The sequence below is a fragment of the Hydrogenophaga sp. IBVHS1 genome, from assembly GCF_002127265.1.
GTDB lineage: Bacteria > Pseudomonadota > Gammaproteobacteria > Burkholderiales > Burkholderiaceae_C > Hydrogenophaga.
Map to the genome: position 1 here is coordinate 2,466,107 of NZ_NFUU01000001.1, position 21,426 is coordinate 2,487,532.

Annotated in this window: 22 protein-coding genes; 11 read left to right on the forward strand and 11 right to left on the reverse strand. The window is 62.9% G+C overall.

The genetic code is table 11. The features are described 5' to 3' along the window. Nucleotides 1–88 precede the first annotated feature (88 nt). From CAP37_RS11825 to CAP37_RS11840, 4 genes are read left to right on the forward strand one after another with little or no spacing between them, the layout of a single operon-like run. On the forward strand, nucleotides 89–1,213 hold the full coding sequence (locus CAP37_RS11825) for a patatin-like phospholipase family protein (RefSeq protein WP_086124339.1): 1,125 nt from the start codon (nucleotides 89–91) through the stop codon (nucleotides 1,211–1,213). Beyond that, nucleotides 1,206–2,270, forward strand: a complete 1,065-nt coding sequence (locus CAP37_RS11830) for a cyclic GMP-AMP synthase DncV-like nucleotidyltransferase (protein ID WP_086124340.1) — start codon at nucleotides 1,206–1,208, stop codon at nucleotides 2,268–2,270. Before CAP37_RS11825 ends, CAP37_RS11830 begins: the two co-directional genes overlap by 8 nt. A gap of 22 nt (nucleotides 2,271–2,292) precedes the next feature. Further along, the gene (locus CAP37_RS11835) at nucleotides 2,293–3,972 is read left to right on the forward strand and encodes a ThiF family adenylyltransferase (RefSeq protein ID WP_143435931.1); all 1,680 of its coding nucleotides are present in this window, start codon (nucleotides 2,293–2,295) and stop codon (nucleotides 3,970–3,972) included. Nucleotides 3,973–3,977: 5 nt separating this feature from the next. Further along, nucleotides 3,978–4,487 carry a Mov34/MPN/PAD-1 family protein gene (locus tag CAP37_RS11840; RefSeq protein WP_086124342.1) on the forward strand — a complete coding sequence of 170 codons (510 nt, stop codon included), beginning with the start codon at nucleotides 3,978–3,980 and terminating at the stop codon, nucleotides 4,485–4,487. Nucleotides 4,488–4,760: 273 nt separating this feature from the next. On the opposite strand, the gene CAP37_RS11845 is transcribed toward CAP37_RS11840, so the two are convergent. Both CAP37_RS11845 and CAP37_RS11850 read right to left on the reverse strand, forming a co-directional pair. Then, the gene (locus tag CAP37_RS11845; protein ID WP_086124343.1) at nucleotides 4,761–5,132 is read right to left on the reverse strand and encodes a TOBE domain-containing protein; all 372 of its coding nucleotides are present in this window, start codon (nucleotides 5,130–5,132) and stop codon (nucleotides 4,761–4,763) included. Between the two features lie 66 nt (nucleotides 5,133–5,198). Continuing rightward, nucleotides 5,199–5,798, reverse strand: a complete 600-nt coding sequence (locus CAP37_RS11850) for a MarR family winged helix-turn-helix transcriptional regulator (RefSeq protein WP_256926949.1) — start codon at nucleotides 5,796–5,798, stop codon at nucleotides 5,199–5,201. Between CAP37_RS11850 and CAP37_RS11855 the strand changes: the two genes are divergently transcribed. The 3 genes from CAP37_RS11855 to CAP37_RS11865 all read left to right on the forward strand — a co-directional run bounded on the left by CAP37_RS11855 (nucleotide 5,797) and on the right by CAP37_RS11865 (nucleotide 10,135). After that, on the forward strand, nucleotides 5,797–6,771 hold the full coding sequence (locus CAP37_RS11855) for a tripartite tricarboxylate transporter substrate binding protein (RefSeq protein ID WP_086124345.1): 975 nt from the start codon (nucleotides 5,797–5,799) through the stop codon (nucleotides 6,769–6,771). The two genes, CAP37_RS11850 and CAP37_RS11855, sit on opposite strands and share 2 nt — an antisense overlap. A 14-nt stretch (nucleotides 6,772–6,785) precedes the next feature. Further along, nucleotides 6,786–8,009, forward strand: a complete 1,224-nt coding sequence (locus CAP37_RS11860) for a flavin-dependent oxidoreductase (RefSeq protein ID WP_086124966.1) — start codon at nucleotides 6,786–6,788, stop codon at nucleotides 8,007–8,009. Nucleotides 8,010–8,383: 374 nt separating this feature from the next. After that, on the forward strand, nucleotides 8,384–10,135 hold the full coding sequence (locus tag CAP37_RS11865; RefSeq protein WP_179190194.1) for a patatin-like phospholipase family protein: 1,752 nt from the start codon (nucleotides 8,384–8,386) through the stop codon (nucleotides 10,133–10,135). Nucleotides 10,136–10,204: 69 nt separating this feature from the next. Here the strand turns inward: CAP37_RS11865 and CAP37_RS11870 are convergent, their stop codons facing one another. Beyond that, nucleotides 10,205–11,023, reverse strand: a complete 819-nt coding sequence (locus CAP37_RS11870) for a TOBE domain-containing protein (protein ID WP_086124347.1) — start codon at nucleotides 11,021–11,023, stop codon at nucleotides 10,205–10,207. A 76-nt stretch (nucleotides 11,024–11,099) separates the two neighbouring features. Between CAP37_RS11870 and modA the strand changes: the two genes are divergently transcribed. From modA to modC, 3 genes are read left to right on the forward strand one after another with little or no spacing between them, the layout of a single operon-like run. Next, nucleotides 11,100–11,858 carry a molybdate ABC transporter substrate-binding protein gene (gene modA / locus CAP37_RS11875; protein ID WP_179190195.1) on the forward strand — a complete coding sequence of 253 codons (759 nt, stop codon included), beginning with the start codon at nucleotides 11,100–11,102 and terminating at the stop codon, nucleotides 11,856–11,858. Between the two features lie 4 nt (nucleotides 11,859–11,862). Beyond that, a complete protein-coding gene (gene modB / locus CAP37_RS11880; protein ID WP_086124348.1) occupies nucleotides 11,863–12,546 on the forward strand; it encodes a molybdate ABC transporter permease subunit in 684 nt (227 codons plus the stop codon). Further along, entirely contained in the window at nucleotides 12,543–13,643 is a 1,101-nt protein-coding gene (gene modC / locus CAP37_RS11885; protein ID WP_086124349.1) for a molybdenum ABC transporter ATP-binding protein, read from the forward strand. Before modB ends, modC begins: the two co-directional genes overlap by 4 nt. Before the next feature lie 13 nt (nucleotides 13,644–13,656). Here modC and CAP37_RS11890 read toward each other — a convergent pair whose 3' ends face one another. From CAP37_RS11890 to CAP37_RS11920, 7 genes are all read right to left on the reverse strand, one after another. Then, nucleotides 13,657–14,151, reverse strand: a complete 495-nt coding sequence (locus tag CAP37_RS11890; RefSeq protein WP_086124350.1) for a hypothetical protein — start codon at nucleotides 14,149–14,151, stop codon at nucleotides 13,657–13,659. A 104-nt stretch (nucleotides 14,152–14,255) separates the two neighbouring features. After that, nucleotides 14,256–14,519: a PsiF family protein gene (locus CAP37_RS11895; protein WP_086124351.1), complete on the reverse strand. Its 264-nt coding sequence runs from the start codon at nucleotides 14,517–14,519 to the stop codon at nucleotides 14,256–14,258. A gap of 70 nt (nucleotides 14,520–14,589) precedes the next feature. Then, on the reverse strand, nucleotides 14,590–14,997 hold the full coding sequence (locus tag CAP37_RS11900; RefSeq protein ID WP_086124352.1) for a DUF3597 domain-containing protein: 408 nt from the start codon (nucleotides 14,995–14,997) through the stop codon (nucleotides 14,590–14,592). A gap of 10 nt (nucleotides 14,998–15,007) precedes the next feature. Further along, the gene (locus CAP37_RS11905) at nucleotides 15,008–16,447 is read right to left on the reverse strand and encodes a UDP-glucose/GDP-mannose dehydrogenase family protein (RefSeq protein ID WP_086124353.1); all 1,440 of its coding nucleotides are present in this window, start codon (nucleotides 16,445–16,447) and stop codon (nucleotides 15,008–15,010) included. A gap of 88 nt (nucleotides 16,448–16,535) precedes the next feature. Next, nucleotides 16,536–17,348, reverse strand: a complete 813-nt coding sequence (locus CAP37_RS11910) for an extracellular solute-binding protein (protein WP_373271091.1) — start codon at nucleotides 17,346–17,348, stop codon at nucleotides 16,536–16,538. Between the two features lie 2 nt (nucleotides 17,349–17,350). Next, nucleotides 17,351–18,133: an ATP-binding cassette domain-containing protein gene (locus CAP37_RS11915; protein ID WP_086124355.1), complete on the reverse strand. Its 783-nt coding sequence runs from the start codon at nucleotides 18,131–18,133 to the stop codon at nucleotides 17,351–17,353. Further along, complete coding sequence (locus CAP37_RS11920; protein ID WP_086124356.1) at nucleotides 18,130–18,867, reverse strand: ABC transporter permease; 738 nt, start codon at nucleotides 18,865–18,867, stop codon at nucleotides 18,130–18,132. The genes CAP37_RS11915 and CAP37_RS11920 overlap by 4 nt, the downstream gene beginning before the upstream one ends. Before the next feature lie 122 nt (nucleotides 18,868–18,989). On the opposite strand from CAP37_RS11920, the gene CAP37_RS11925 reads away from it, so the two are divergent. Continuing rightward, complete coding sequence (locus CAP37_RS11925; RefSeq protein WP_086124357.1) at nucleotides 18,990–20,123, forward strand: substrate-binding domain-containing protein; 1,134 nt, start codon at nucleotides 18,990–18,992, stop codon at nucleotides 20,121–20,123. On the opposite strand, the gene coaBC is transcribed toward CAP37_RS11925, so the two are convergent. After that, entirely contained in the window at nucleotides 20,100–21,338 is a 1,239-nt protein-coding gene (gene coaBC / locus CAP37_RS11930) for a bifunctional phosphopantothenoylcysteine decarboxylase/phosphopantothenate--cysteine ligase CoaBC (protein WP_086124358.1), read from the reverse strand. The genes CAP37_RS11925 and coaBC overlap by 24 nt on opposite strands. Nucleotides 21,339–21,426: the final 88 nt, after the last annotated feature.

Below are 21,426 nucleotides of genomic sequence, written 5' to 3' on the forward strand. Positions count from 1 at the left end.
GCGTGCCATCCAAAAATGGTTAGAGCATTCAGCCAAAGCGACTTAAGCCAATTCGCAAGTTAACAAGAAATATCGAGGGGGATGAGCAATGGAACAGATTCAATCCGAGCCATTTCGGGTGCTTTGTCTCGATGGTGGAGGTATGCGAGGCGCTTACCAAGCGGCCTATCTAGGAACCTTTGCTGATCGCATACAAGCGGCAAATGGCGGGACAAGAGAAGTCGATGTGGGCCGCGCGTTCGACCTCATCGTCGGAACGAGTACCGGGGGAATCGTCGCGTGTGCACTGGCTGCGGGTGTGCCGCTGAATCTTGTTCGACAGCTGTACGCCGAATTCGGTGAAAAGATCTTCCCGTACCAACGTCTGCGGCGAATCCCATATTTAGGCCTGATCGTCCCGTTCTTTGGCATGGGCCTGAAACAAGGCAATGAGGCTCTAAGGGCGACGCTCTCTGCGTTCCTCAAAAGCGAAACGATGGGCAGTGTCTACAAAAGACGAGGCATTGCGCTGGCTGTTCCCTCGGTTGATCTGAATCGGCATGCAGCAGTCGTGTTCAAGACAAAGCACCTTCAGCGCCTCAACGGTCGGGACAATGACCGCCTGCTCGTTGATATCTGCATGGCAACGAGCGCCGCGCCAATCCTGCGCTCCATGGCTCGGTTGCAGGAACCTGGCGGTGCTGGAGCCTCTGCGACTTATGTCGACGGGGGACTCTGGGCGAACAATCCAGGCCTCATTGGCATGATGGAAGCCATTGAGATTCTCCATGACCGAAATCAGAAGCAACGGCCGATCCATCTCTTCATGCTTGGCACATTGCCCTCTCAAGGTGGAGAGGAGGGAAGTGCGGCAAGCGCACACCGTGGAGCCTTGGGATGGGGGGTTGGCCTCAAGGCGATCTCCGCCAGCTTAAATGCGCAGGCGGTTGGCTATGACTATCTCTCCAAAAAAATGGCCGAACTGCGCGGCAGTCAAAGCTTTGCGTATCGTCTTCCAGCTCAGTGCCCATCGAACGATCTTCGCCACTACTTGGTGAACATGGACGACGCGCGTCCCAAAGTGCTAAACGCACTTGCGCGCCAAGCAATCTCAGACGTTGACTATGCCTGGGCATCCATCAAGAACGACGCGGGTATGGCCGCATTTCACACCGCCCTCACCGCTTCACGCGATCCCTCAAGCGACAACCACTTCAAGGAACAACATGACTGACATTGATTGCCACAGCGAAATGAGCGCATTCCACAAGGAAGAAGTTACGCTTTCATCGGCGCAGCAGAAGGACATGCGCGAGCGGCGCAACAATGGCCGCACACGCTTGGCGAACGGCTTGGACGAGGCCGACCATCCGCAACCCCGTGAGGTAGCTTCGCAAGGCTCTTATCAGATGCGCACGATGGTGCAAGATCCAGAGAACGACTACGACATTGACGACGGGGCGTACTTTCAAAGAGATGATCTTCAAGACGCGACCGGCGCACCTCTGACACCCTTGGATGCGCGACAGAGGGTGTGCAACGCGCTAAAGTGGGACGGCCGCTTCAAACGGGAGGCTGAAGTCAGATCGAACTGCGTTCGCCAAGAGTACTCTGCGGGCTACCACATCGATGTACCGGTGTACAGAGTCGTTACGACCGTCGCTGCCAACGGCGGTGAGACGGAACACTTCGAACTCGCCAGTGGCGACGACTGGGTCAATTCAGACGCCCGTGGAGTGACGCGCTGGTTCAACACCAAAGTCGGCGAGCTCAACCAAGGCGAGAGCGATGGAAGCCAGATGCGCCGAGTGACGAAGCTGAGCAAGAAGTTTGCGCGCCGCAGTGATTGGAAGGAGAAGACGACCAGCGGCATTTGCATCACCAAGCTTGTCGTCGATCACTTCGTATCCAGCGAGAACAGAGACGATCTGGCGTTGCGGAGCACGTGGAAAGCTATCGATACGAAGCTGCAGTCGTCCACCGCTTTGGAGCATCCAGTCAACACTTCAAACTTGGCCGAAGAGGGAGACAAGAAACTCACCTTCTTTCGCGACTGCCTGAGCGGGGCACTAAAGACGCTCGATGAACTCGATAAGGCCGACGTCACACGCAAAGAGGTGCGGCAAGCGTGGGACGAGATCTTTGATACTGAGTTTTTTTCCGATCGCCCTGATGACGACGGCGGCGATGGTGGCAGCAGTGGTGATGGCCCGAAAGGCCAAGGCCCTGCGATCTCCGTGACCACCGGAGAGACGGCTCGCCGCAACGATGGTGGCGGCCGCTTCGGCTGAGTGCTAGACAGACGGTTCTGCCTTGATCGATAACATCGAACAGCACCTCCAGGCCCAATATCCGGGGCGCTGGCGCCGGCTAACTCAAACGCATATGGAAAGCCGCCCCTTTAAGGGCAACGCTGCTGGGTGGCGAATCGAAGTTGATCCGCAGACCCTTCGCATTGGCGGCGTCGATCATCTTGTGGTGACGATAGATTCTCACTTTCCGAACTCACAGCCGACGGTGTTCGCGCCTCAGGCTGGCACCAATTTTCGCTGGCCCCATGTCGAAGGCAATACCAAGCTTTGTTTGATCGCGACTAGATGCGCTACAGAGCCAGGTGAGCGCGTGCTGGACCATCTAGTTGCGGCAAAGGAACTGCTTGCATTTTCGGAGGAAAAGTGCGTCGACGAATTCCAAAGGGAGTTCTTGGCGTACTGGAAACAGCGAGCAACGATCAGGGAGGAGAAAAGACACTGCATCAGCATCTTGAAACCAAATGGGCTGAGCCGACAGATCGTGTGCAACTTTGACGCAGAGGGCCGGATTGTCTTTGGAGAGGACAAAGAGAGTCTCAAGCAATGGCTCCACAACCGGGGACGAAACCCCTCGGACAGGGAAGTTATTCCGAGCCATTTGTTACGACTGTCTCGCCCTTGGATTCCGGAGGCATATCCCGAGGTCGGACACGATCTGATCAAGCTGCTACCAAAAGAAGTTCTTCCCTGCGTATTCACAGCCGGGCGACCTGCTCCCTTGCTGATCGAGGTGGCCACCGCAACTGGCCCGGGATTTGCTGCCGTAGTTCTAGACGGTGCAAAGGCAAAGGACCTGTCGAACGGTTTTCGTCATATTGCGCGAGTACCGTATCAACACATAGTGAAATCCTTCGCGGCGCGACCGGTTCAGCGCATCCCTGTAGCGCGTGCCGACGGGGCTTGGATACACGGACGTGACCACAATTGCAATTACTTGGAGCTAACAACCAAAAAGGTGGCACTCGTCGGTTGTGGAGCAGTTGGTGCAGCGGTCGCACTACTGCTTGCTCAAGCCGGAGTGGGTGAGCTTCTTTTGGTCGACTCGGACAGTCTCACGACGGCAAACGTAGGACGCCACCCGCTTGGGCTCGACCATGTTGGGACGAACAAGGCCAGCGCGCTATCGTTGGTCTTGCGTAGGCGTTACCCTCATCTCTGCTTTGAATCGGCTTTTCAGACCCGATTCGAGGATCTGACTCGTTCCGACCGCGAAAAGCTTGCAGGCACCGATTTGATTGTGACCGCCGGCATAGATTTCGACGGAGAGGTCGCGCTAGACGCCTGGCGGGTAGGGTTGCCTCGACCACCCGCGTTGGTCAGCACGTGGGTCGAGGCTTTTGCAGCCGCAGGGCATGCTGTTCTTCTTTACGGAAAGCAAGCCATCCGCCCTGCCTTTGACGAGGCTGAACGCCCGACGTTTCAGTTGACGGACTGGCCTGAAGATGCCGGCGCCTTGATCGTGGAGGCCGGCTGTGGCAACGTCTTTCAACCGCATGGGGTCATCGACCTTCATCCGACGGTGGGAATGGCTGCGGGATTGGTAGTCGACGCCCTCACCGGCAAAGTGATGGAATCTTGTCGCAGGTACTGGCTTGGCGATCGAGCCAAAGTGATTGAAAGCGGCGGGACGCCGCGACCAGATTTCGATGAAAGCGGAGTAATGAGGGCAGTGCCGTGGTAAGTCACATGTACGCCCTGAAATGGATGCCATCCTGCAAGGCCATCATGGCCACCTGCGACTCGACCGCCCAACGAATCGTGATTCGGCCGCCGGTGGTGACTCACGTGCAGCGCTACCGCCAAACTTGGATGTTCGCTTCGGAGGCAGGAGGTCAGTTATTTGGAACCATTTCTTTAGATGCCGTAAATGTCGAAATCGCGACCGGGCCCTACCCTGGTGACGAACGCTCCAGATATAGGTATCGCTCAAATCCAAAGGCTGCTCAAGCGGCGATCGAACAACAGGCAAAAAAGGGCCTCCTTTATCTTGGCGAATGGCACACCCACGCCGAAGACCACCCAAGCGCCTCTAGCCTGGATGTTGACGCCATGAAGCGACTAATTGCAAACTCCCGCCTCAACAGCAGTGCGCTGCTGATGCTGATAGTCGGTCTAGAGAAAAATATCATGGGAAAGGCTCTTTTCACCACTACAAGCAATGGCACAGAACAATGGACACTTTCGTCGGCTGATTGACCAAGTCAAAAGGTATTAACGCGGCCCGGTGACACAGATCAATACGAGCAAGTGAAAGCAGCGGGCGCCAGGCCCGGTGTGGGCAGACGGCGCCATCCGTTCCTCGATCGCGTGACTGTTGGTTTAAAGCGGGTACCTGTTTAGGGCGTGCTCAATCAGACAACCAGACCGCGCTGGGAAATCAAGAATTCGTCAAAGTCGCCTGTCCGACCTCGTACTCGGCGGCAAGGGTGTCGGTAATTAGGCGTAGCACTGTTTTCGGCGGGTGGCGTGTCAACCCACCAAGCCCACCACAAACGCCGCATAAGGCATAGTCGCAACCGCACGCGAACCAACTCGTGCAGTAGACGGATGCGGCGCAAACCCCACCCAATGCCCTCCTACTTCTAGCGCGAGCACCACCTCATCGCGGTCGGCACCCTTGGCCACACGCTCCACGCGCCCTTCCAGCGAACACCGCTGCGCAGCGGCATCCCCTTTCACAGCCGTCGCAACACGGGCCGCGCTAAGCACGGTCACCGCCGTGGCCTTGCACAGCGCCAACACCTCCAGCCCCGGCGCCAGGCCCAGCAGGTCGGCGCTTTCGCGGGTGACGCTGGCCGTGAGGCTGGCGCCGCCGGGTGTGCGCAGTTGCACCCACACCATGGGGTCGTCGGGCGAGGCGGGTTCTCATCCATGTATCCACGATCTGTGGCTCTGCGCGGCGGTCATCTAGCGTGACCGCTTGGCCCGACCTGGTCGAGCGGGATCTGCCTTCAGTTCAAGCGGCACAAATGGAGCACGCGCTTCATCGCTCAGCCCTTCAGTGATCGCGCTCAGCAGTTCGATGAGTTGGCGGCGCTGCGCGGCGTTCAGGGGAGACAGCAGTTTCTGATACGCCCGCTCCGCCGGCTCGCGCGCCGCTTCGATCAATCTGCGCCCCTCCTCCGTCAGGTTGAGGTTCATCTGACGCCTGCTGACGGTGGACCGTTCGCGCCTGACCAGCGCTCGGTCCTCAAGGCCCTTGACCACGCGCATCACGGTGACCTTGTCGAACGCCAAGGCGCGCGAGAGGCGGGTCTGATCGATGCCTGGTTCAGCGGCCAGCACGGTCAACACGCCGTACTGGGCGGGCGTGAGTGCCACTTCGGCGCACGCGTTTTCGAACACCGCCGCTGAAATCTGGTGGGTTCGGCGAAGCAGGAAACCTGGGCGCTGGTAGATGTCGAAATGAGGCATGGCTTGGAGGGCAGGCTTCGGGATTTTACGGATGTGCACCGTCCTTCGACCCAGGACAATAGGAAGCATGCTAACAGTAGGAGTCGTTTCCATGACCATCCTGAAATCGAAGATTCGACGCGCCGTGGTGACCCTTGGGCTCGTGATGGCAGCGGGCCTGGCGGCCGCGCAGCCGGCCGAAGGGCCGATTCGGCTGATCGTGCCCTTCACACCGGGAACCGGCATCGACCTGATCGCACGGACGGTGGGTCCCAAGCTGTCGGAAAGACTCAAGCGGCCGGTGGTGGTGGAGAACCGGGCCGGCGCGTCCGGCAACATCGGCACGGAAGCCGTGGTGCGGGCCGCGCCGGACGGCAGCACGCTGCTTGTGAGCGTGAACACACTGGTGATGAACCGCAGCCTGTATCCGCAGCTGGGCTTCGACCCGGTGCGCGACCTGGAGCCTGTGAGCCTCACGAGCTGGGGGCAACTCATTCTGGTCACCCATCCCCGCTCTGGCTTCAAGACGGCAACCGATCTGGTGACGGCGGCGCGCAATGCCCCCGGCAAGCTCAACTACGCCTCGCCGGGGGTGGGCACACCGCACCACCTGTCGATGGAGCTGTTCAAAAGCACGGCAAAGGTGTTCCTCACGCACATTCCCTACCGTGGCACCGGCCCTGCCGTCACAGACATGCTCGGGGGTCAGGTCGACGCCATGTTCCTGCCGATCCATGTGGCCCTGCCGCAGGTGCGTTCGGGCCGCCTGGTGGCGCTGGGCATCGGCAGCGAAAAACGCCATCCATTGCTGCCCGATGTGCCCACGCTCAGCGAAGCCAAGGCCGGCGATGTGAACGTGGACATGTGGTACGGGATCTTCGCGCCCAAGGGCATGCCGGCAGCGCAGATCGCCACGCTCAACCGTGAGATCAACGACATCCTTCGCAGCGAAGACGTGCAGAAGGCGTTTGCCGGCCAGGGCATGGACCCGGCGAGCAACACGCCCGACGCGTTCGGGCGTCTGGTGGCCAAGGATGCGGATCGGTGGGCCGCACTCATCAAATCTCAGGGCATCAAGGCCGAATGACACGCGAGAAAGACATCCCGGTCGCCGTGGTGGGCGGCGGCATCGGCGGGCTGGCCTTTGCGCTGGCCATGCACCAGCGCGGACAGGTCTGCGACGTGTTCGAAGCGGCACCTGAGGTGAAAGAAATCGGCGTCGGCATCACGCTGCTGCCACACGCCATGCGCGAACTCGATGCGCTGGGGCTCACGGCGGAACTGGAAGCCGAGGCCATTGAAAACCTTGAGAGCGTGTTCTACAACCGGTGGGGGCAGTTCGTTTACGCCGAACCGCGCGGACGCCACGCGGGGTACGCACTGCCCGAACTCGGCATCCACCGTGGCAAGCTTCACCGCGTGCTGTGGAACGCGGCCGTGCAACGGCTAGGGGCGGAGCGCCTGCATGTGGGGCACCGGTGCATCGGCATCGATCCTGCGGAGGGCGGCGCGACGCTGCGCTTCGAAGCAGGTGCACAGGGAGCGCCTGTGCAGGTGAACGCCGGCGTGGTGGTGGCGTGCGACGGCGTGAACTCCACGATACGGCGGCATTTTTATCCAGACGATCGCATCTGCTACGCAGGCATCAACACGTGGCGGGGCGTGAGCGTGCACAAGCCCATCCTCACGGGAAAAAGCTACATCCGCATCGGCTCCATCGACACCGGCAAGATGGTGATCTACCCGATCGTCGACAACGTCGATGGCAAGGGAAACCAGCTGATCAACTGGGTGGCAGAAATTCGCGACCCGAATGCCGCCATGAACGACTGGAACCGACCCGGCCGCCTCGAGGACTTTCTCCCGGTGTTCGAGTCCTGGCGCTACGACTGGCTGGACGTGCCCGCCTTGATCGGGTCTGCCCAGCAGGTGTTCGAGTACCCGATGGTCGACAAGAACCCCTTGCAGCAATGGTCGTTCGACCGCGTGACGCTCATGGGGGACGCAGCCCATCCGATGTATCCGCGCGGCTCCAATGGTTCTGCGCAGGCCTTGCTCGATGCCCGCACGCTCGCCGACGAAATGGCGGGCTCGCCGGACGATCCTGCAGCGGCGCTCAGCCGGTACGAAGCGCTGCGACTGGGACCCACGGCCAAAGTCGTGGAGACCAACCGCACACTGCCGCCGGACTTCATCATCATGAAGGCCGATGAACTCAGCGGGGGCCAGCCGTTCAACCACATCGACGATCTCATCAGCCAGGACGAGCTGCGAGCGATTTCGGACAACTACAAACAGATCGCTGGCTTTGCCTTGAAGCCCTAGCGCGAGCCGTGATCAGGCGTCGCCGCCGCGATCCTTGCGATCCACGTCAGCGATGGGCCGTTCGCCACGCGGCGCGCCGCCCTGCTGCTGCGGCTGGTGCTCCCATTCTCAGATCGCATGATCTGCTCATAATCGCGCCCAGAGGGTGACTCTGGAAATCCAACTGAGTTGGATCACTGAGTCGAAATGCAATTTACCCACCATGCAAGGTAACTATGCTCAAGACTCTTCGCCGTGGACTGCTTGTGGTTTTCGCTGTGGGAAGTCTGGCTGGGTGTGCAGTGACCAAAGTAACCACCGCACTGAATCAGCCACTGCCTGAGTACGACAAGCCTAGCCCGTCGAGCTTTCCAGCGCCCGTTCCCCGGGCCTCCATGCTTGCCTCGTCAGCATCTGACCAACCCTTTATTGGGCTCGCGCTCTCTGGCGGGGGCAGCCGAGCGGCGAACCTCTCCTGGTCGGTCATGGAGAGACTGCATGCCTTGGGCATGCTGCAAAACCTGGATTCGATTTCTTCTGTCTCGGGCGGATCACTGGCTGGAGCGCTCTACGCACTCAACGCAGATCGTTTAAGCGAGCCTGAGCATTGGCAGCAACTGGGATCCAGCCTGAAACGCGACTTCCTGGGAGACTGGATTCGCCGCCTGACGCTGAACCCCACCAACTGGTTCCGGATGGCGACCTCGGACGTCGAACGCACCCACATCATGGCGGGCGTCTTCGAAGACACGCTTTTCGGGAAGGCGACTTTTCAGGATCTCGGGAACTTTGGACCGGGGCGGCCTCGCCTTTTTCTGAACACCACCAGTTCGACTTCACAGTTGGGTAGCGAAGGATTCGCCTTCAGTGAAGAAGCATTCACGTGGCGCCTTGGCTCCCGGCTCGACACCTACCCGATCTCACATGCCGTGATGGCGTCGGGTGCGTTTCCAGGCGTCTTCGGGAACATCACGCTCAATGTTTACGGAGAGCGTGTCTATGACCCCGAAAGCGACCAGATGAAGCCGATCCAATCGTTCGAGCGCGTGTACGACGGCGGCGTGTTCGACAACCTGGGGCTTTGGACTTTGCTGGAAAAAGCCAGGACGGCCTACCTCGAGTCGGCCAGGAAGGGACGCCCAATGCGGGGTTGCATGCTTTTCGTCGTGGATGCCTATGCACCCAACTACGAAGGGCAATCTAAGGCCTTCAAGACGGACACCGACCACAAACTGCTCGACCTCCTGGTCAAGACGACCGCCTGGGACAGCATCGACTCTCTGCTGGCTTCACACAGGCTCAAGACGCTGCAGGCCTTTGGCATGGAATACGAAGACGGCGTGACAAACGAAAACACGAAAGTGGTACCAGCTTTCTACAGTGGGTTGACTTATGCCACACGCGAAAGACGCGGCTTCGACGAATGGCGGCGCTCTCTGAGTCCGGTGACGCGCGTGAAACTCTTTGCCCCGGTGCTGCCGGCCGAACGCAGCCGTCCGTGGCGAAATCTACCGACCGACCGAGTGATTCCTGACTCCGATCCACTGAGAACCTCCGATGCCCTCGAAAGCAGTGCTCCGCAGTGCCTGATCTGGCATCTTTCGTTCGACCGCATGAGGGCCATGAGCGACTACATCCTGAAAGACTCGAAAGTGCACACCTTCGAGCCTTCCCCGTTCGTGTTGAGTCGGTCAGGGGGTAGGTCAGAAAATCTGCAGCAAGACGGCGTTGCATTGACAACTCCGAGCTTTCCCGATTTGCCAGCAGAGCTCGTCGCTGAACTGGATGACATCGGTACGGCACGCAACAGCCTTTGGGCTTTGGCAACCACCCTCGATACGAACTACCGTCTCGCAGGACCTGGGAACTGCTCCGCAGACTTTCTTCAAAATGTGCTGCGTTCGGTAGCTCAGATCCTTGTCGAAGAAGACCGGCAGTCGCTCAACGAAGTTTGCGGCTGGTATCGGGAGATGGGGCTCCCGGTCCGTTGTGGAGACCCATCTCCCTCAATCCGGCGGCTGCCACCTGGCACCTGGAGCACCTTGCTCCTGCGTTCAGACCGGCGAAGAGACATACCGTATACGTCATGCACCCGCATTCCAGAGCAGAAGCCTTCTTCGCAGATGGAGCCTGGCACTCCGAACTGAGAGCACGCTCACCTTCAGCCAATGGTTCAAGGTGCACAGGCCACTTGACTCAGTGGTGCCTGGAGTTTTTCAATCTGCCAATCCCACCACCAACGCCGCATAGGGCATGGTCGCCACCGCCCGCGCACCCACACGGGCCGTGAACGGATGCAGCGCGAAGCCCACCCAATGCCCTCCGCCTTCAAGCGCCAGCACCACCTCATCACGGTCGGCACCTTTGGCCACGCGCTCCACCCGGCCTTCCAGTGAACACTGCTGCGCTGCGGCATCTCCTTTTGCAGCGGTCGCGGCGCGCGCCGCACTGAGCACGGTCACCGCCGTGGCCTTGCACAGCGCCAACACCTCCAGCCCCGGCACCAGGCCCAGCAGATCGGCGCTTTCGCGGGTGACGCTGGCCGTGAGGCCGGCGCCGCCGGGGGTGCGCAGCTGCACCCACACCATGGGGTCGTCGGGCGAGGCGGGCTCGCATTGCAGCACGCGGCAGGGCAACTGGTTGCGCATGCTGGTGCGCAGGCCGAAGCCGCTGGCGAGTTGCATGCCTTGCGAGAAGCGCGACAGCACCTGTTGGCGTGCCTCGGCCAGTGCGTCGGCGAGTGACAGCAGTTGTTCGCCGTGCGGGGTGATCTGTGCGCCGCCGCCTCCCACGCCGCCCACGGTGCGTTCCACCAATGGCTGGCCGCTGAGGTTGGACAAGGTGTCGATGGCCTGCCACGCGGCCTTGTAGCTGATGCCCACTTCGCGCGCGGCCTGAGAGATGGAGTGGCCGGCGGCGATCTGACGCAGCACGTCCAGGCGCTTGTCGGCGCTGGTGTCGGCCAGGGCCTGCGGCAGCGTGGTCAGGGCATTTTTGGCTGCACTTCGGGTGGAAGGTTTTCGTGTGGAAGCCATGGGTTTTCTCAAGGGCCTATACTCGCACCGCTATTCCGGATTGGAATAGCGAAATCTCTTGACAAGGAGCGGCCCGATGTTCGCACGTTCTCTTCTGCGTTGGCCCCTGTTGGCGCTCGCAGCCTTGGCCGGCACCACCGTGCACGCGGCCGAAGCGCAGATTGCCGTGGCAGCCAACTTTGCGGAGCCCATCAAGGCCATTGCCTCGGTGCTGCAAAAGACCACCGGCCACACGCTGAAGATCAGCGTGGGTGCCACGGGCGGGCTGTATGCGCAGATCAGGAACGGTGCACCGTTCGACGTGATGCTGGCTGCCGACACGAAGACGCCCGCGCAGCTGGAAGCCGACGGCCTGGCGCAGCCGGGCTGCCGCTTCACCTACGCCACGGGCAAGCTGGTGCTGTGGTCTGCCGATGCGGCGAAGGTGGATGCGCAGGGCGCGGTGCTGAAGGGCGGCGCGTTTCGCAAGTTGGCGCTGGCCAACCCCAAGACGGCGCCGTATGGCGCGGCCGCCGTGCAGACGATGGAGAAGCTGGGGTTGACGGCCGCGCTCACCCCGAAGCTGGTGCAGGGCGAGAGCATCGGCCAGACCTACAACTTCGCCTTCACCGGCAATGCGGAGATTGCCTTTGTGGCGATGTCGCAGGTGCTGGAAGGCGGGCGGCTCAAGAGTGGTTCGATGTGGGTGGTGCCGCAGACCCTGTATACGCCGATCGAGCAAGGCGCGGTGCTGCTCAAGCGCGGCGCGAACAACGAGGCTGCGGTGGCGCTGATGAACCTGCTCAAGAGCCCCAACATCAAGGATCTGATCCGCTCCTACGGCTACGACATCTAGTCCCATGTTGCTCACCCCGTCCGACCTCCAGGCCATTGGCCTCACGCTGCAGGTGGCCACCCTCACCACGCTGATCCTGCTGGTGCTGGGGGTGCCGCTGGCGTGGTGGCTGGCGCGCAGCACCTCGGCCTGGAGCCGGCCCGTAGGTGCGCTGGTGTCGATGCCGCTGGTGTTGCCGCCTTCGGTGCTGGGGTTCTACTTGCTGGTGCTGATGGGGCCGAACGGCCCGGTGGGCCAGTTCACGCAATGGCTGGGGCTGGGGGTGCTCACTTTCAGCTTCACCGGACTGGTGATTGCCTCGGTGTTCTATTCGCTGCCCTTCATGGTGCAGCCGGTACAAAACGCCATGCAGGCGCTGGGCACGCGCCCGCTGGAAGCGGCGGCCAGCCTGCGGGCCTCGCCGGTCGACACGTTTTTTCACGTGGTGCTGCCGCTGTGCAAGCCGGGGCTCATCACCGGCACGATCATGGCGTTTGCGCACACGGTGGGTGAATTCGGCGTGGTGCTCATGGTGGGCGGCAACATTCCTGGCGTCACACGAGTGGTCTCGGTGCAGATCTTCGACCACGTAGAAGCGCTGGAGTATGGCGACGCGCACCGCCTCGCGGCGGTGATGCTCGGTTTCTCTTTCGTGGTGCTGCTCACGCTGCAGCTCTACCAGCGGCGCCAGCGCGCGAGCCACCCATGATCGAAGGCCTTCAGCTCACCGCTCGCTTGCAACGCAGCGGCTTCCTGCTCGATGTGGATCTGCACCTGCCGGGCAAAGGCGTGAGCGTGCTCTACGGCCCTTCAGGCTCGGGCAAGACCACCTGCCTGCGCGTGCTCGCCGGGCTGGAGCCCAAGGCCATCGGCACGGTGCGCGTGGGCGCGGATGTGTGGCAAGACAGCGTGCGTGGCGTGCAGCGCCCGGTGAATCAGCGCGCGCTGGGCTATGTGTTTCAGGAAGCCAGTCTGTTCGAACACCTGAACGTGCAGCGCAATCTGATGTTCGGCTTTACGCGCACGCCTGCCGCCGAACGCCGGCACGGCTGGGACCATGGGCTGGAGCTGCTGGGCATCACGCACCTGCTGCAGCGCATGCCGCATGAACTCTCGGGCGGGGAACGCCAGCGCGTGGCGATGGCGCGGGCGCTGGCCACCAGCCCGCGCGTTTTGTTGATGGACGAGCCGCTGGCCTCGCTCGATGCGGCGCGCAAGTCGGAAATCTTGCCGTGGCTGGAGCGGCTGCACGAGCGGCTCGAGATTCCGGTGGTTTACGTGACTCATTCGCCCGACGAGATGGCGCGCCTGGCCGATCACCTGGTGTTGCTGGAAGCAGGCCAAGTGCGGGCGCAAGGCCCGGTGGAATCGCTCATGACACGTCTCGATCTGCCACTGGCGCATGGCGACGCAGCGGCCTCACTGATCGACGCGCGCGCGGTCGGCCATTTGCAGGCCGACTGCTTGAGTGAGCTGGACTTTGATGGCGGACGGCTGCTGATGCCGCAGCCCTCGGGCGCTGCGCTGCCGCCAGGCACACGAGTGCGGGTGCGCATTCAGGCGCGCGACGTGAGCTTGTCATTGCAGATGCCCGAGCAAACCAGCGTGCTCAACATCCTGCCGGCCACTGTGGTGGACGTGGCCGACGACATGCCGGGGCAGGTGCTGGTGGGCTTGAAGCTGGGAGAAGGCGACCAAGTGGTGCGCCTGCTCTCCCGCATCAGCGCGCTGTCCGCGCGCCGCCTGGGCATTGCACCCGGGCTGCAGGTCTACGCCCAGATCAAGGGCGTGGCCATGGTTCGCTGACTGCCCGTTGCGCTCAGGGCTGGTAGCAGGCGCCCGATGTGTCGTTGTGGATTTGCATGAGATCTCCACCAGCTGCACCCCAGACGTTGCCGTCAGTGAAAGTGAGACAGCCCTCGCCCTTGTACAAAACCTGCAGGCGGCGCGCGTCCGGACCGAAATAAAACGGGATCCAGCGTTTGCCGGTTTCGTGGGTATGGGTGCGATCGGGAGCGCGGTCCATGACGTCCTGCACCTCACCCATGCTCATGCCGATGCGCAGCTTTGCAAACTTGCTCTTGGGCAGCGCTGTTCCCACTATCTCGCCTTCGTAGCTGCCGTCTGTGGACTTGACGGTGCGTGGTGCACCAGCTGCCACCACAGGTGCAGCCGATGGGGCCTTTGCTGGCGCCTGCACGCTCTTTGCAGGGACACTCTCTGCCTCAACCTGCTTCACAGGTGAAGAACACCCGGCTGAAAGAACTGCCAGCATCGACAGCCCGCCAAAAAACGCAAACGTAGAACGCTTCATACAACTCCTGAGACCTGATTGAAAAAAAGCGCTTCCACTGCCCGCAGTGGAAGCGCCTCAGGAATTGTAGTTCTAAGGTACTAATTTAAAGCGCTACTACCGCCTCAGCTGGCCGCGGCACCCACGGCGTCCTTCACACACTTCTTGGTGAAGCTGTTCTTGGCGGCGCCATAAATCTTCTTCTCCGCCGCTGCGGTGTCGCAGAAGGCTGCCGCGTCCTTCTCGCACTTTTTCATGAACGATGTCTTCGCGGCACCGGCCAGCTTTTTCTCGGTGGCGGAGGCAGTGCAGCTGCTGGTGGGCTCGGCGAACGACGCCACGGGCAGCAACACGGCAAGAACAAACGAAGAAAGGACCAGTTTTCGCATGGGGAGTCTCCATCAATGAACCCGATCATTGAAGGCGACGCCCCATGCGGCGTCAAGGCAGCCGAAAGTATCAGTCGAGCATGTCCTTGGGGATGTTGCCGCCGTTGGCGGCAATGTGAGCCAGCACGTTCTTGTGCAGCCACATGTTCATCTTCGCGGAGTCGCCCATGAGGTCATCGGGGCAATACAACTCTTTGGCCAGTTGCTTGCGCGCGTCGAGGCTGCTGTCGAGTTCGAGCAGCTTGAGCAGGTCGACGATGGAGGTTTTCCAGTTGAGTTTCTGCGGGTTGGCGGCGGCTTTCTTCTCCATCAGCGCCATCACGTCCACCATGGTGATGGAAGCCACGGGCGGCGGCGCGGCGGCGGCGGGTGCGTCCATGGGCGCCTGCGGCACCGGGGCGCTGGCCACCGGTGGCTGAGGAACGACCTTGGGCGAACCCATGCCGAGTTTTTCGAGGATGTTGCTGAAGATTCCCATGGTGTTCTCCTTATGAATGAACAGGCACGCTGTGTTCCGGAGCGGCAGCGTGCGGGACAAGCATAGGCCATATCGGTTCGCGCAAGCCACCCCGCCGTCCAATGCCCTGGTACACAAAACCGAGGGTGTCCATGAGGGCGGGATCGTAGAGGTTGCGGCCATCGAAGATCACGCGCCCGCGCATGCTGCGGGCCATGGCGTCGAAGTCGGGGTTGTGGAAGCACTTCCACTCAGTGAGCACCAGCAGGGCATCCACACCGGCCAGTGCATCGAGCGGGGAATCCACAAAGGTCAAGGCCCGCACATCGCTCACCGGGCAGCCCAGGTCCGCGCTCAGTGCGCGCTCGGCTTCGTTCAAGGCCACCGGGTCGTGCACCAGCACTTCCGCACCACGCCTCAGCAGTTCCGGGATCACGATGCGGCTGGGTGCATCGCGCATGTCGTCGGTGTTGGGCTTGAAGGCCAGTCCCCACACACCCAGGCGCAGGCCGCGCAGGTCGGCGCCGAAATGCGCGCAGACCCGTTCCACCAGCACATGTTTCTGCGTTCGGTTCACCAACTCGGTGGCCTCCACGATGCGCATGCGCAGGCCGTGCGCCGTGGCTTCGTGGATCAGCGCGCGGGTGTCCTTGGGAAAACAACTGCCGCCGTAGCCGGTGCCGGCGTAGAGAAAGCCATGGCCGATCCGGCTGTCCGAACCAATGCCCCTTCGCACGGCGTCGATGTCGGCGCCCAGCGCGTCGGCCAGGTGCGCCATTTCGTTCATGAAAGAAATGCGCGTGGCCAGCATGGCGTTGGCCGCGTACTTGGTCATTTCCGCGCTGGCCACGTCCATCCACAGGCTGCGCTCGTGGTGCCGGTTGAACGGCGCATACAGCCGCGTCATCAGCCGCCGCGCTGCCTCGCCGGCGCTGCCTGGCGGCAGGCCGATGACGATGCGGTCCGGGTGCATGAAGTCGTCGATGGCGGCGCCCTCCTTCAGGAATTCGGGGTTGGACACCACAGCGAAATCCAGCGCATCGAGCGCCCTGTCCGCCAGCGCCTGGCGCAGCACCTGCTCCACGCGTCGGGCGGTGCCCACCGGCACGGTCGATTTGTTGACCACCACCTTGAAGTCGGTCATGTGCTGCCCGATCTGTGCGGCAACCGCCAGCACATGCTGCAGATCGGCCGATCCGTCTTCATGGGGTGGCGTGCCCACGGCGATGAAGATCACCTCGGCATGTCGCACCGCCATGGCCATGGTGGTGGTGAAGCGCAGCCGTTCGGCGTGGCGGTTGCGCTGCAGCAGGTCTTCAAGCCCCGGCTCGAAGATCGGCACACCGCCGGCCTGCAGCACCGCAATGCGCCCGTGGTCGCGGTCCACACACACCACGTCGTTGCCCAGTTCCGCCAAGCAGGTCGCGGTGACCAGCCCCACATACCCAGCACCCACCACTGCGATCTTCATGGCTGTTCTCCATTGGTTGGAGAACATGCTGCGCGGCGAGGATGACCTTACGTTGGCAAAGCGATGACAGTTGTGTGAAACAGCGACTTCACTTCAGCGCGTTCGGGAAAAAGAGCTGCTCGCCACCGATCTTGTAGCCCGCAATCGCCGCCTGCCCGGCCGGGCCGGTCACCCAGTCCACGAACTTCTGGCCTTCGGCGGTCTTCACCTGCGGGTGCTTGGCGGCGCTCACCAGCATCACGCCGTACTGGTTGAAGAGGCGCTTGTCGCCTTCGACCAGCACCGCCAGATCGGCGCGGTTCTTGAAGTTGAGCCAGGTGCCGCGATCGGCCAGCACATAACCGCCGCTGCTGGCCGCGATGTTGAGCGCCGGGCCCATGCCACAGCCGCACTCCTTGTAGCCGGTGCCCTTGTTGGCGTCGGTGTCGGTCATCTTCCAGAAGCGCAGCTCTGCCGCGTGCGTGCCGCTCTTGTCGCCGCGCGAGATGAACTCGGCATTGGCGGCGGCCACCTTCTTCATGGCGGCCACGATGTCGTTGCCCTTGGCCTTCACCGGGTCGGCCTTGGGGCCGATCAGCACGAAGTCGTTGTACATGACCTCCTGGCGCTTGGCCGAGAAGCCATCGGCCACGAACTTGTCTTCAGCCACCTTGTCGTGCACGAACAGCACGTCGGCATCGCCCCGGCGCGCCATGTCGATGGCCTGGCCGGTGCCCAGCGCGACCACCTTCACGTCGATGCCGCTGGCCTTCTTGAATTCCGGCAGCAGGTAGGAGAACAGGCCCGATTGTTCGGTGGAGGTGGTGGAGGCCACCACGATGCTTTGCGCGAAGGCGCCCGCACTGGCCAGCAGGCCGGCGGTGCCGAGCACGGCGGTGAGGGTAAGGTGGCGGAAGGTGATCTTCACAAGCTTTCTCCTTGAACAAACAAATGGGCCTGCGGACACAGGGAACGCAGCAGGTCGCGGTTGAAAAATTCGTGCACCGGCAGATCGGCCAGCAGGCGGCCGCCCTCCAGATAGATGACGCGGTTGGCCAGGCGCTTGACCTGGCCAAGGTTGTGGCTGCTGAAGACCAGCGTGGTGGGCCGCCCGTTGGGCTGGCCTTCGGCGTCGCGCTGGCCCACCGCCGTGAATTCGCTGATGAGCGCTTCCACCTCGCGCTTGGCGTGCGGGTCCAGGCTGGCGGTGGGCTCGTCGAGCAGCCACACGGCCGGGCGCAGCGCCCACGCCCGCGCCAGCGCCAGGCGCTGCTGCTGGCCGCCCGAAAGCGCACGCGCATTGCGGTCGGCCAGTGCGCCCATCTCCACGCGCTCGAGCGCGGCCAGTGCCAGCGCGTCGGTCTGCCGCCACGGCATGCCCTGCAGCCACAGGCCGAGCTGGATGTTGCGCCGTGCGCTGATGCGCAGCATGTGTGGCCGCTGGAACAACATGGCCACACGTTGATGCGCCGGGGTGTGAAGTTCGCCCGCGCTGGTGCGCTGCAGGCCGTGCAGTGTGCGCAGGAGCGTGCTCTTGCCGCTGCCGTTGGCGCCCACCAGCGCCACGCGTTCGCCTTCTTCGATGCGCAGGTAGATGTCGGTCAGCGCCTGGATGTGAGCGGCTGCGCCCAGGCGCACCTGCACGCCGCGGAGTTCGAAACAGGGTGGATTCACCACAGCGTGGTGTGTCAACGGAACACCGGTCATGCAGCCACCATCGCCGTGGCCACGCTGGCCTTGCCATCGGCCCGCTCGCGCCAGCGGCGCAGCAACGACACCATGGCGTTGAGCAGCAGCACCACGGCCAGCAGCACCACACCGAGGCCGAGCGCCAGCGGCAGGTCGCCCTTGCTGGTCTCCAGCGCAATGGCGGTGGTCATCACGCGCGTGAAACCTTCGATGTTGCCGCCCACGATCATTACGGCGCCCACTTCCGACACCGCGCGGCCAAACGCCGTGAGCAGCACGGTGAGCAGGGCGTAGCGCTCGTCCCAGGCCAGCAGCAGGCTGCGCAGCGTGGCGCCGGCACCCAGCGAAGACAGTTGTTCACCATGGCTTCGGTCGGCGTCTTCCACCACCTGGCGCGTGAGCGCGGTCACCAGCGGCAACACCAGCACGGTCTGCGCCAGCACCATGGCCTGAAAACTGAACAACCAGCCCAGGAAACCCAGGGGGCCGGAGCGCGAGAGCAAAAGGTAGATGACGAGCCCGACCACCACCGAGGGAATGGCCAGGAACGTGTTGAGCACGGTGAGCACCAGGCCACGCCCGGGGAAACGCGCAGCCGCGAGCCAGGAGCCCAGCATCAGCCCCAGCCCACAGGCCAGCAGGCAGGCCGTGGCGCTCACCCCGAGCGAACGCATCACCACCGCCCAGAGGCCGGGGTCGCCTGAAAACACGAGCTGCATCGCCGTGACCAGGCTGTCTGAGAAGGTGTTCATAAGTTGCGACCGAGCTTACGGGCGTGCTCTCGAATTGGGAGTACGTAATGACGCGGTATGAAACAACGGACATACGCCTGCTTCGGCGGCCTTGAACCGGGTTTGGGGCACACTTCGCCACCATGCGAAAGATCGAGCTCTCCTACACCCTGACCCCGTCGCGGCCCGGGGCTTCGCAACGCTCCGCCCTGCTGCGCAACCCGATGATGGATGTGCTGCACGCCCTGCGCAGCAGTGGCTCGATTTCCGGCGCGGCGCGCGAGCTGGACCTTTCGTACCGCCACGTGTGGGGGCAACTGAAGGACTGGGAAACCCAGCTGGGGCAGGGGCTGATCTTCTGGGAACGCGGCCAGGCCGCGCGGCTAACGCCCTTTGGCGAGCGCCTGCTGATGGCCGAACGGCTGGCGCAGGCCCGGCTGGGACCGCAGATGGAAGGCCTGCGTGCCGAGCTGGAGCGCGCGTTCTCGATGGCGTTCGACGACACCACGAGCGCCGGTGCCAGCGACGTGATCACGCTCTACGCCAGCCACGACCATGCGCTGACCGAGCTGCAGCAGTTCACTGCAACGCCCATCGCCAACGACGGCACCGCCGGACCGCTGCACCTGGACATCCGCTTCAGTGGCAGCGTGGACGCCATTCGCGCACTCAATGAAGGGCGCTGCACTCTCGCAGGCTTTCACACACAACCTTTTGCGGCAGCCGGCAGCCTGAGCGCGCGCACTTACCGGCCGCTGTTGCGGCCGGGCCTGCACAAGATCATCGGTTTTGCGCGCCGCGCGCAGGGCTTGATGGTGGCGCCCGGCAATCCCCTGAGGCTTCAGACCATGGCCGATGTGGCGCGGCTGCAGGCGCGTTTCGTCAACCGCGCCATCGGCACCGGCACCCGGCTGCTCCTCGAAGAACTGCTCTCGCAGTCCGGCCTGGTGGCCGAGGACATCGCTGGTTTTTCGCACGTGGAGGCTTCGCACGCGGCGGTGGCGCAGGCGGTGCTGAGCGGCAGCGCCGACGTGGGCCTGGGCACCGAGTACGCCGCCCGGCAGGAAGGCCTGGGCTTTGTGCCGCTCACCGAAGAGCGTTACCTGCTGGTGTGCCTCAAGACCGCGCTGGAACAACCTGCCCTGCAACGCCTGCTGCAGCACCTTCGCAGCCCCGCCTGGCATCAAAGACTCGAAGGTCTGCCGGGCTACGCGGCCGACCATTGCGGCGAGGTGGCCGCCATGAAGCGCTTGCTACCTTGGTGGGGGCTGGCTTAGCCGCCGCGCGATCTCACCCACGAGTTGCCGTGCCAGCACGAGCTTGGAAGCGCGGGGCAATTCCGTCATGCCCTTGTCGTCCACCAACAACAACGCGTTGTCGTCCTGGCCGAAGGTGGCCGGGCCGATGTTGCCCACCAGCAGGGGCACGCCTTTGCGCAGGCGCTTGGCCTGCGCGTGTTCTTCGAGGTCGTGGCTTTCGGCGGCAAAGCCCACGCAATACAGCGCACCGCTCTGGGCGCGCGGTGAGGCCGCGATGCCGGCCAGGATGTCCGGGTTCTCCACAAAGGACAAGGTGGGCACCTCGCCCGAGCCGTCCTTCTTGATCTTGTGCTCGGCCGCCTGCACCGGTCGCCAGTCGGCCACGGCGGCGGCTGAAACGAACACAGTGGCGCTCTGCACGAGCAGATCGAGGCTCTTCTGCATGTTCAGCGCCGATTTCACATTGACCCGACCCACGCCGCGCGGCGTAGGCAGCCCTACCGGGCCAGCCACCAGCGTGACCTGTGCGCCGGCCTCGTGCGCGGCCCGTGCGATGGCAAAGCCCATCTTGCCGCTGGAGAGGTTGGTGAGGCCGCGCACCGGGTCGATCGCCTCGAAGGTGGGGCCAGCGCTCACCAGCAGGTGCTGGCCCGCCAGTGGCTTGGGGCTGAAGAAGCGCACCAGGTCGTACAGCAATTCGTCGGGCTCCAGCATGCGGCCGTCGCCGGTTTCTCCGCAGGCCTGCTCGCCCGCGCCCACATCCAGCACCGTGGCGCCGTCGGCTCGCAGCTGCTGCACGTTGCGCTGCGTGGCGGGGTGAGCCCACATTTCGCGGTTCATGGCCGGCGCCAGAATCAGCGGCACCCGGTCGATGGGGCGCGCCAGGCACATCAGGCTCAGCAGGTCGTCGGCCCGGCCATGCACCAGCTTGGCCATGAAATCGGCGCTGGCCGGCGCCACCACAATGGCGTGGGCCTCGCGGCTCAGGTTGATGTGGGCCATGTTGTTGTCGACCCCGCCCGAGGTGCGTGAATCCCACTGCGAGGTGAAAACCGGTCGCCCGGAGAGCGCCTGCAGGGTGACCGCAGTGGCGAACTGCTCGGCAGCTTCGGTCATCACCACCTGAACGGTGGCGCCTTCCTTGATGAGTGCGCGGCACAACTCGGCCGATTTGTAGCAGGCAATGCCGCCGGAGAGGCCAAGGACGATGTGTTTTCCGGCGAGGTCGTTCATGGGCGCAATGTAGCAGTTCGGGAATGCCCAGCCTGGGGGTATGGAGGGGGGCATTTATAATCGCCATTTCCACCTCCTGCGAGCGATC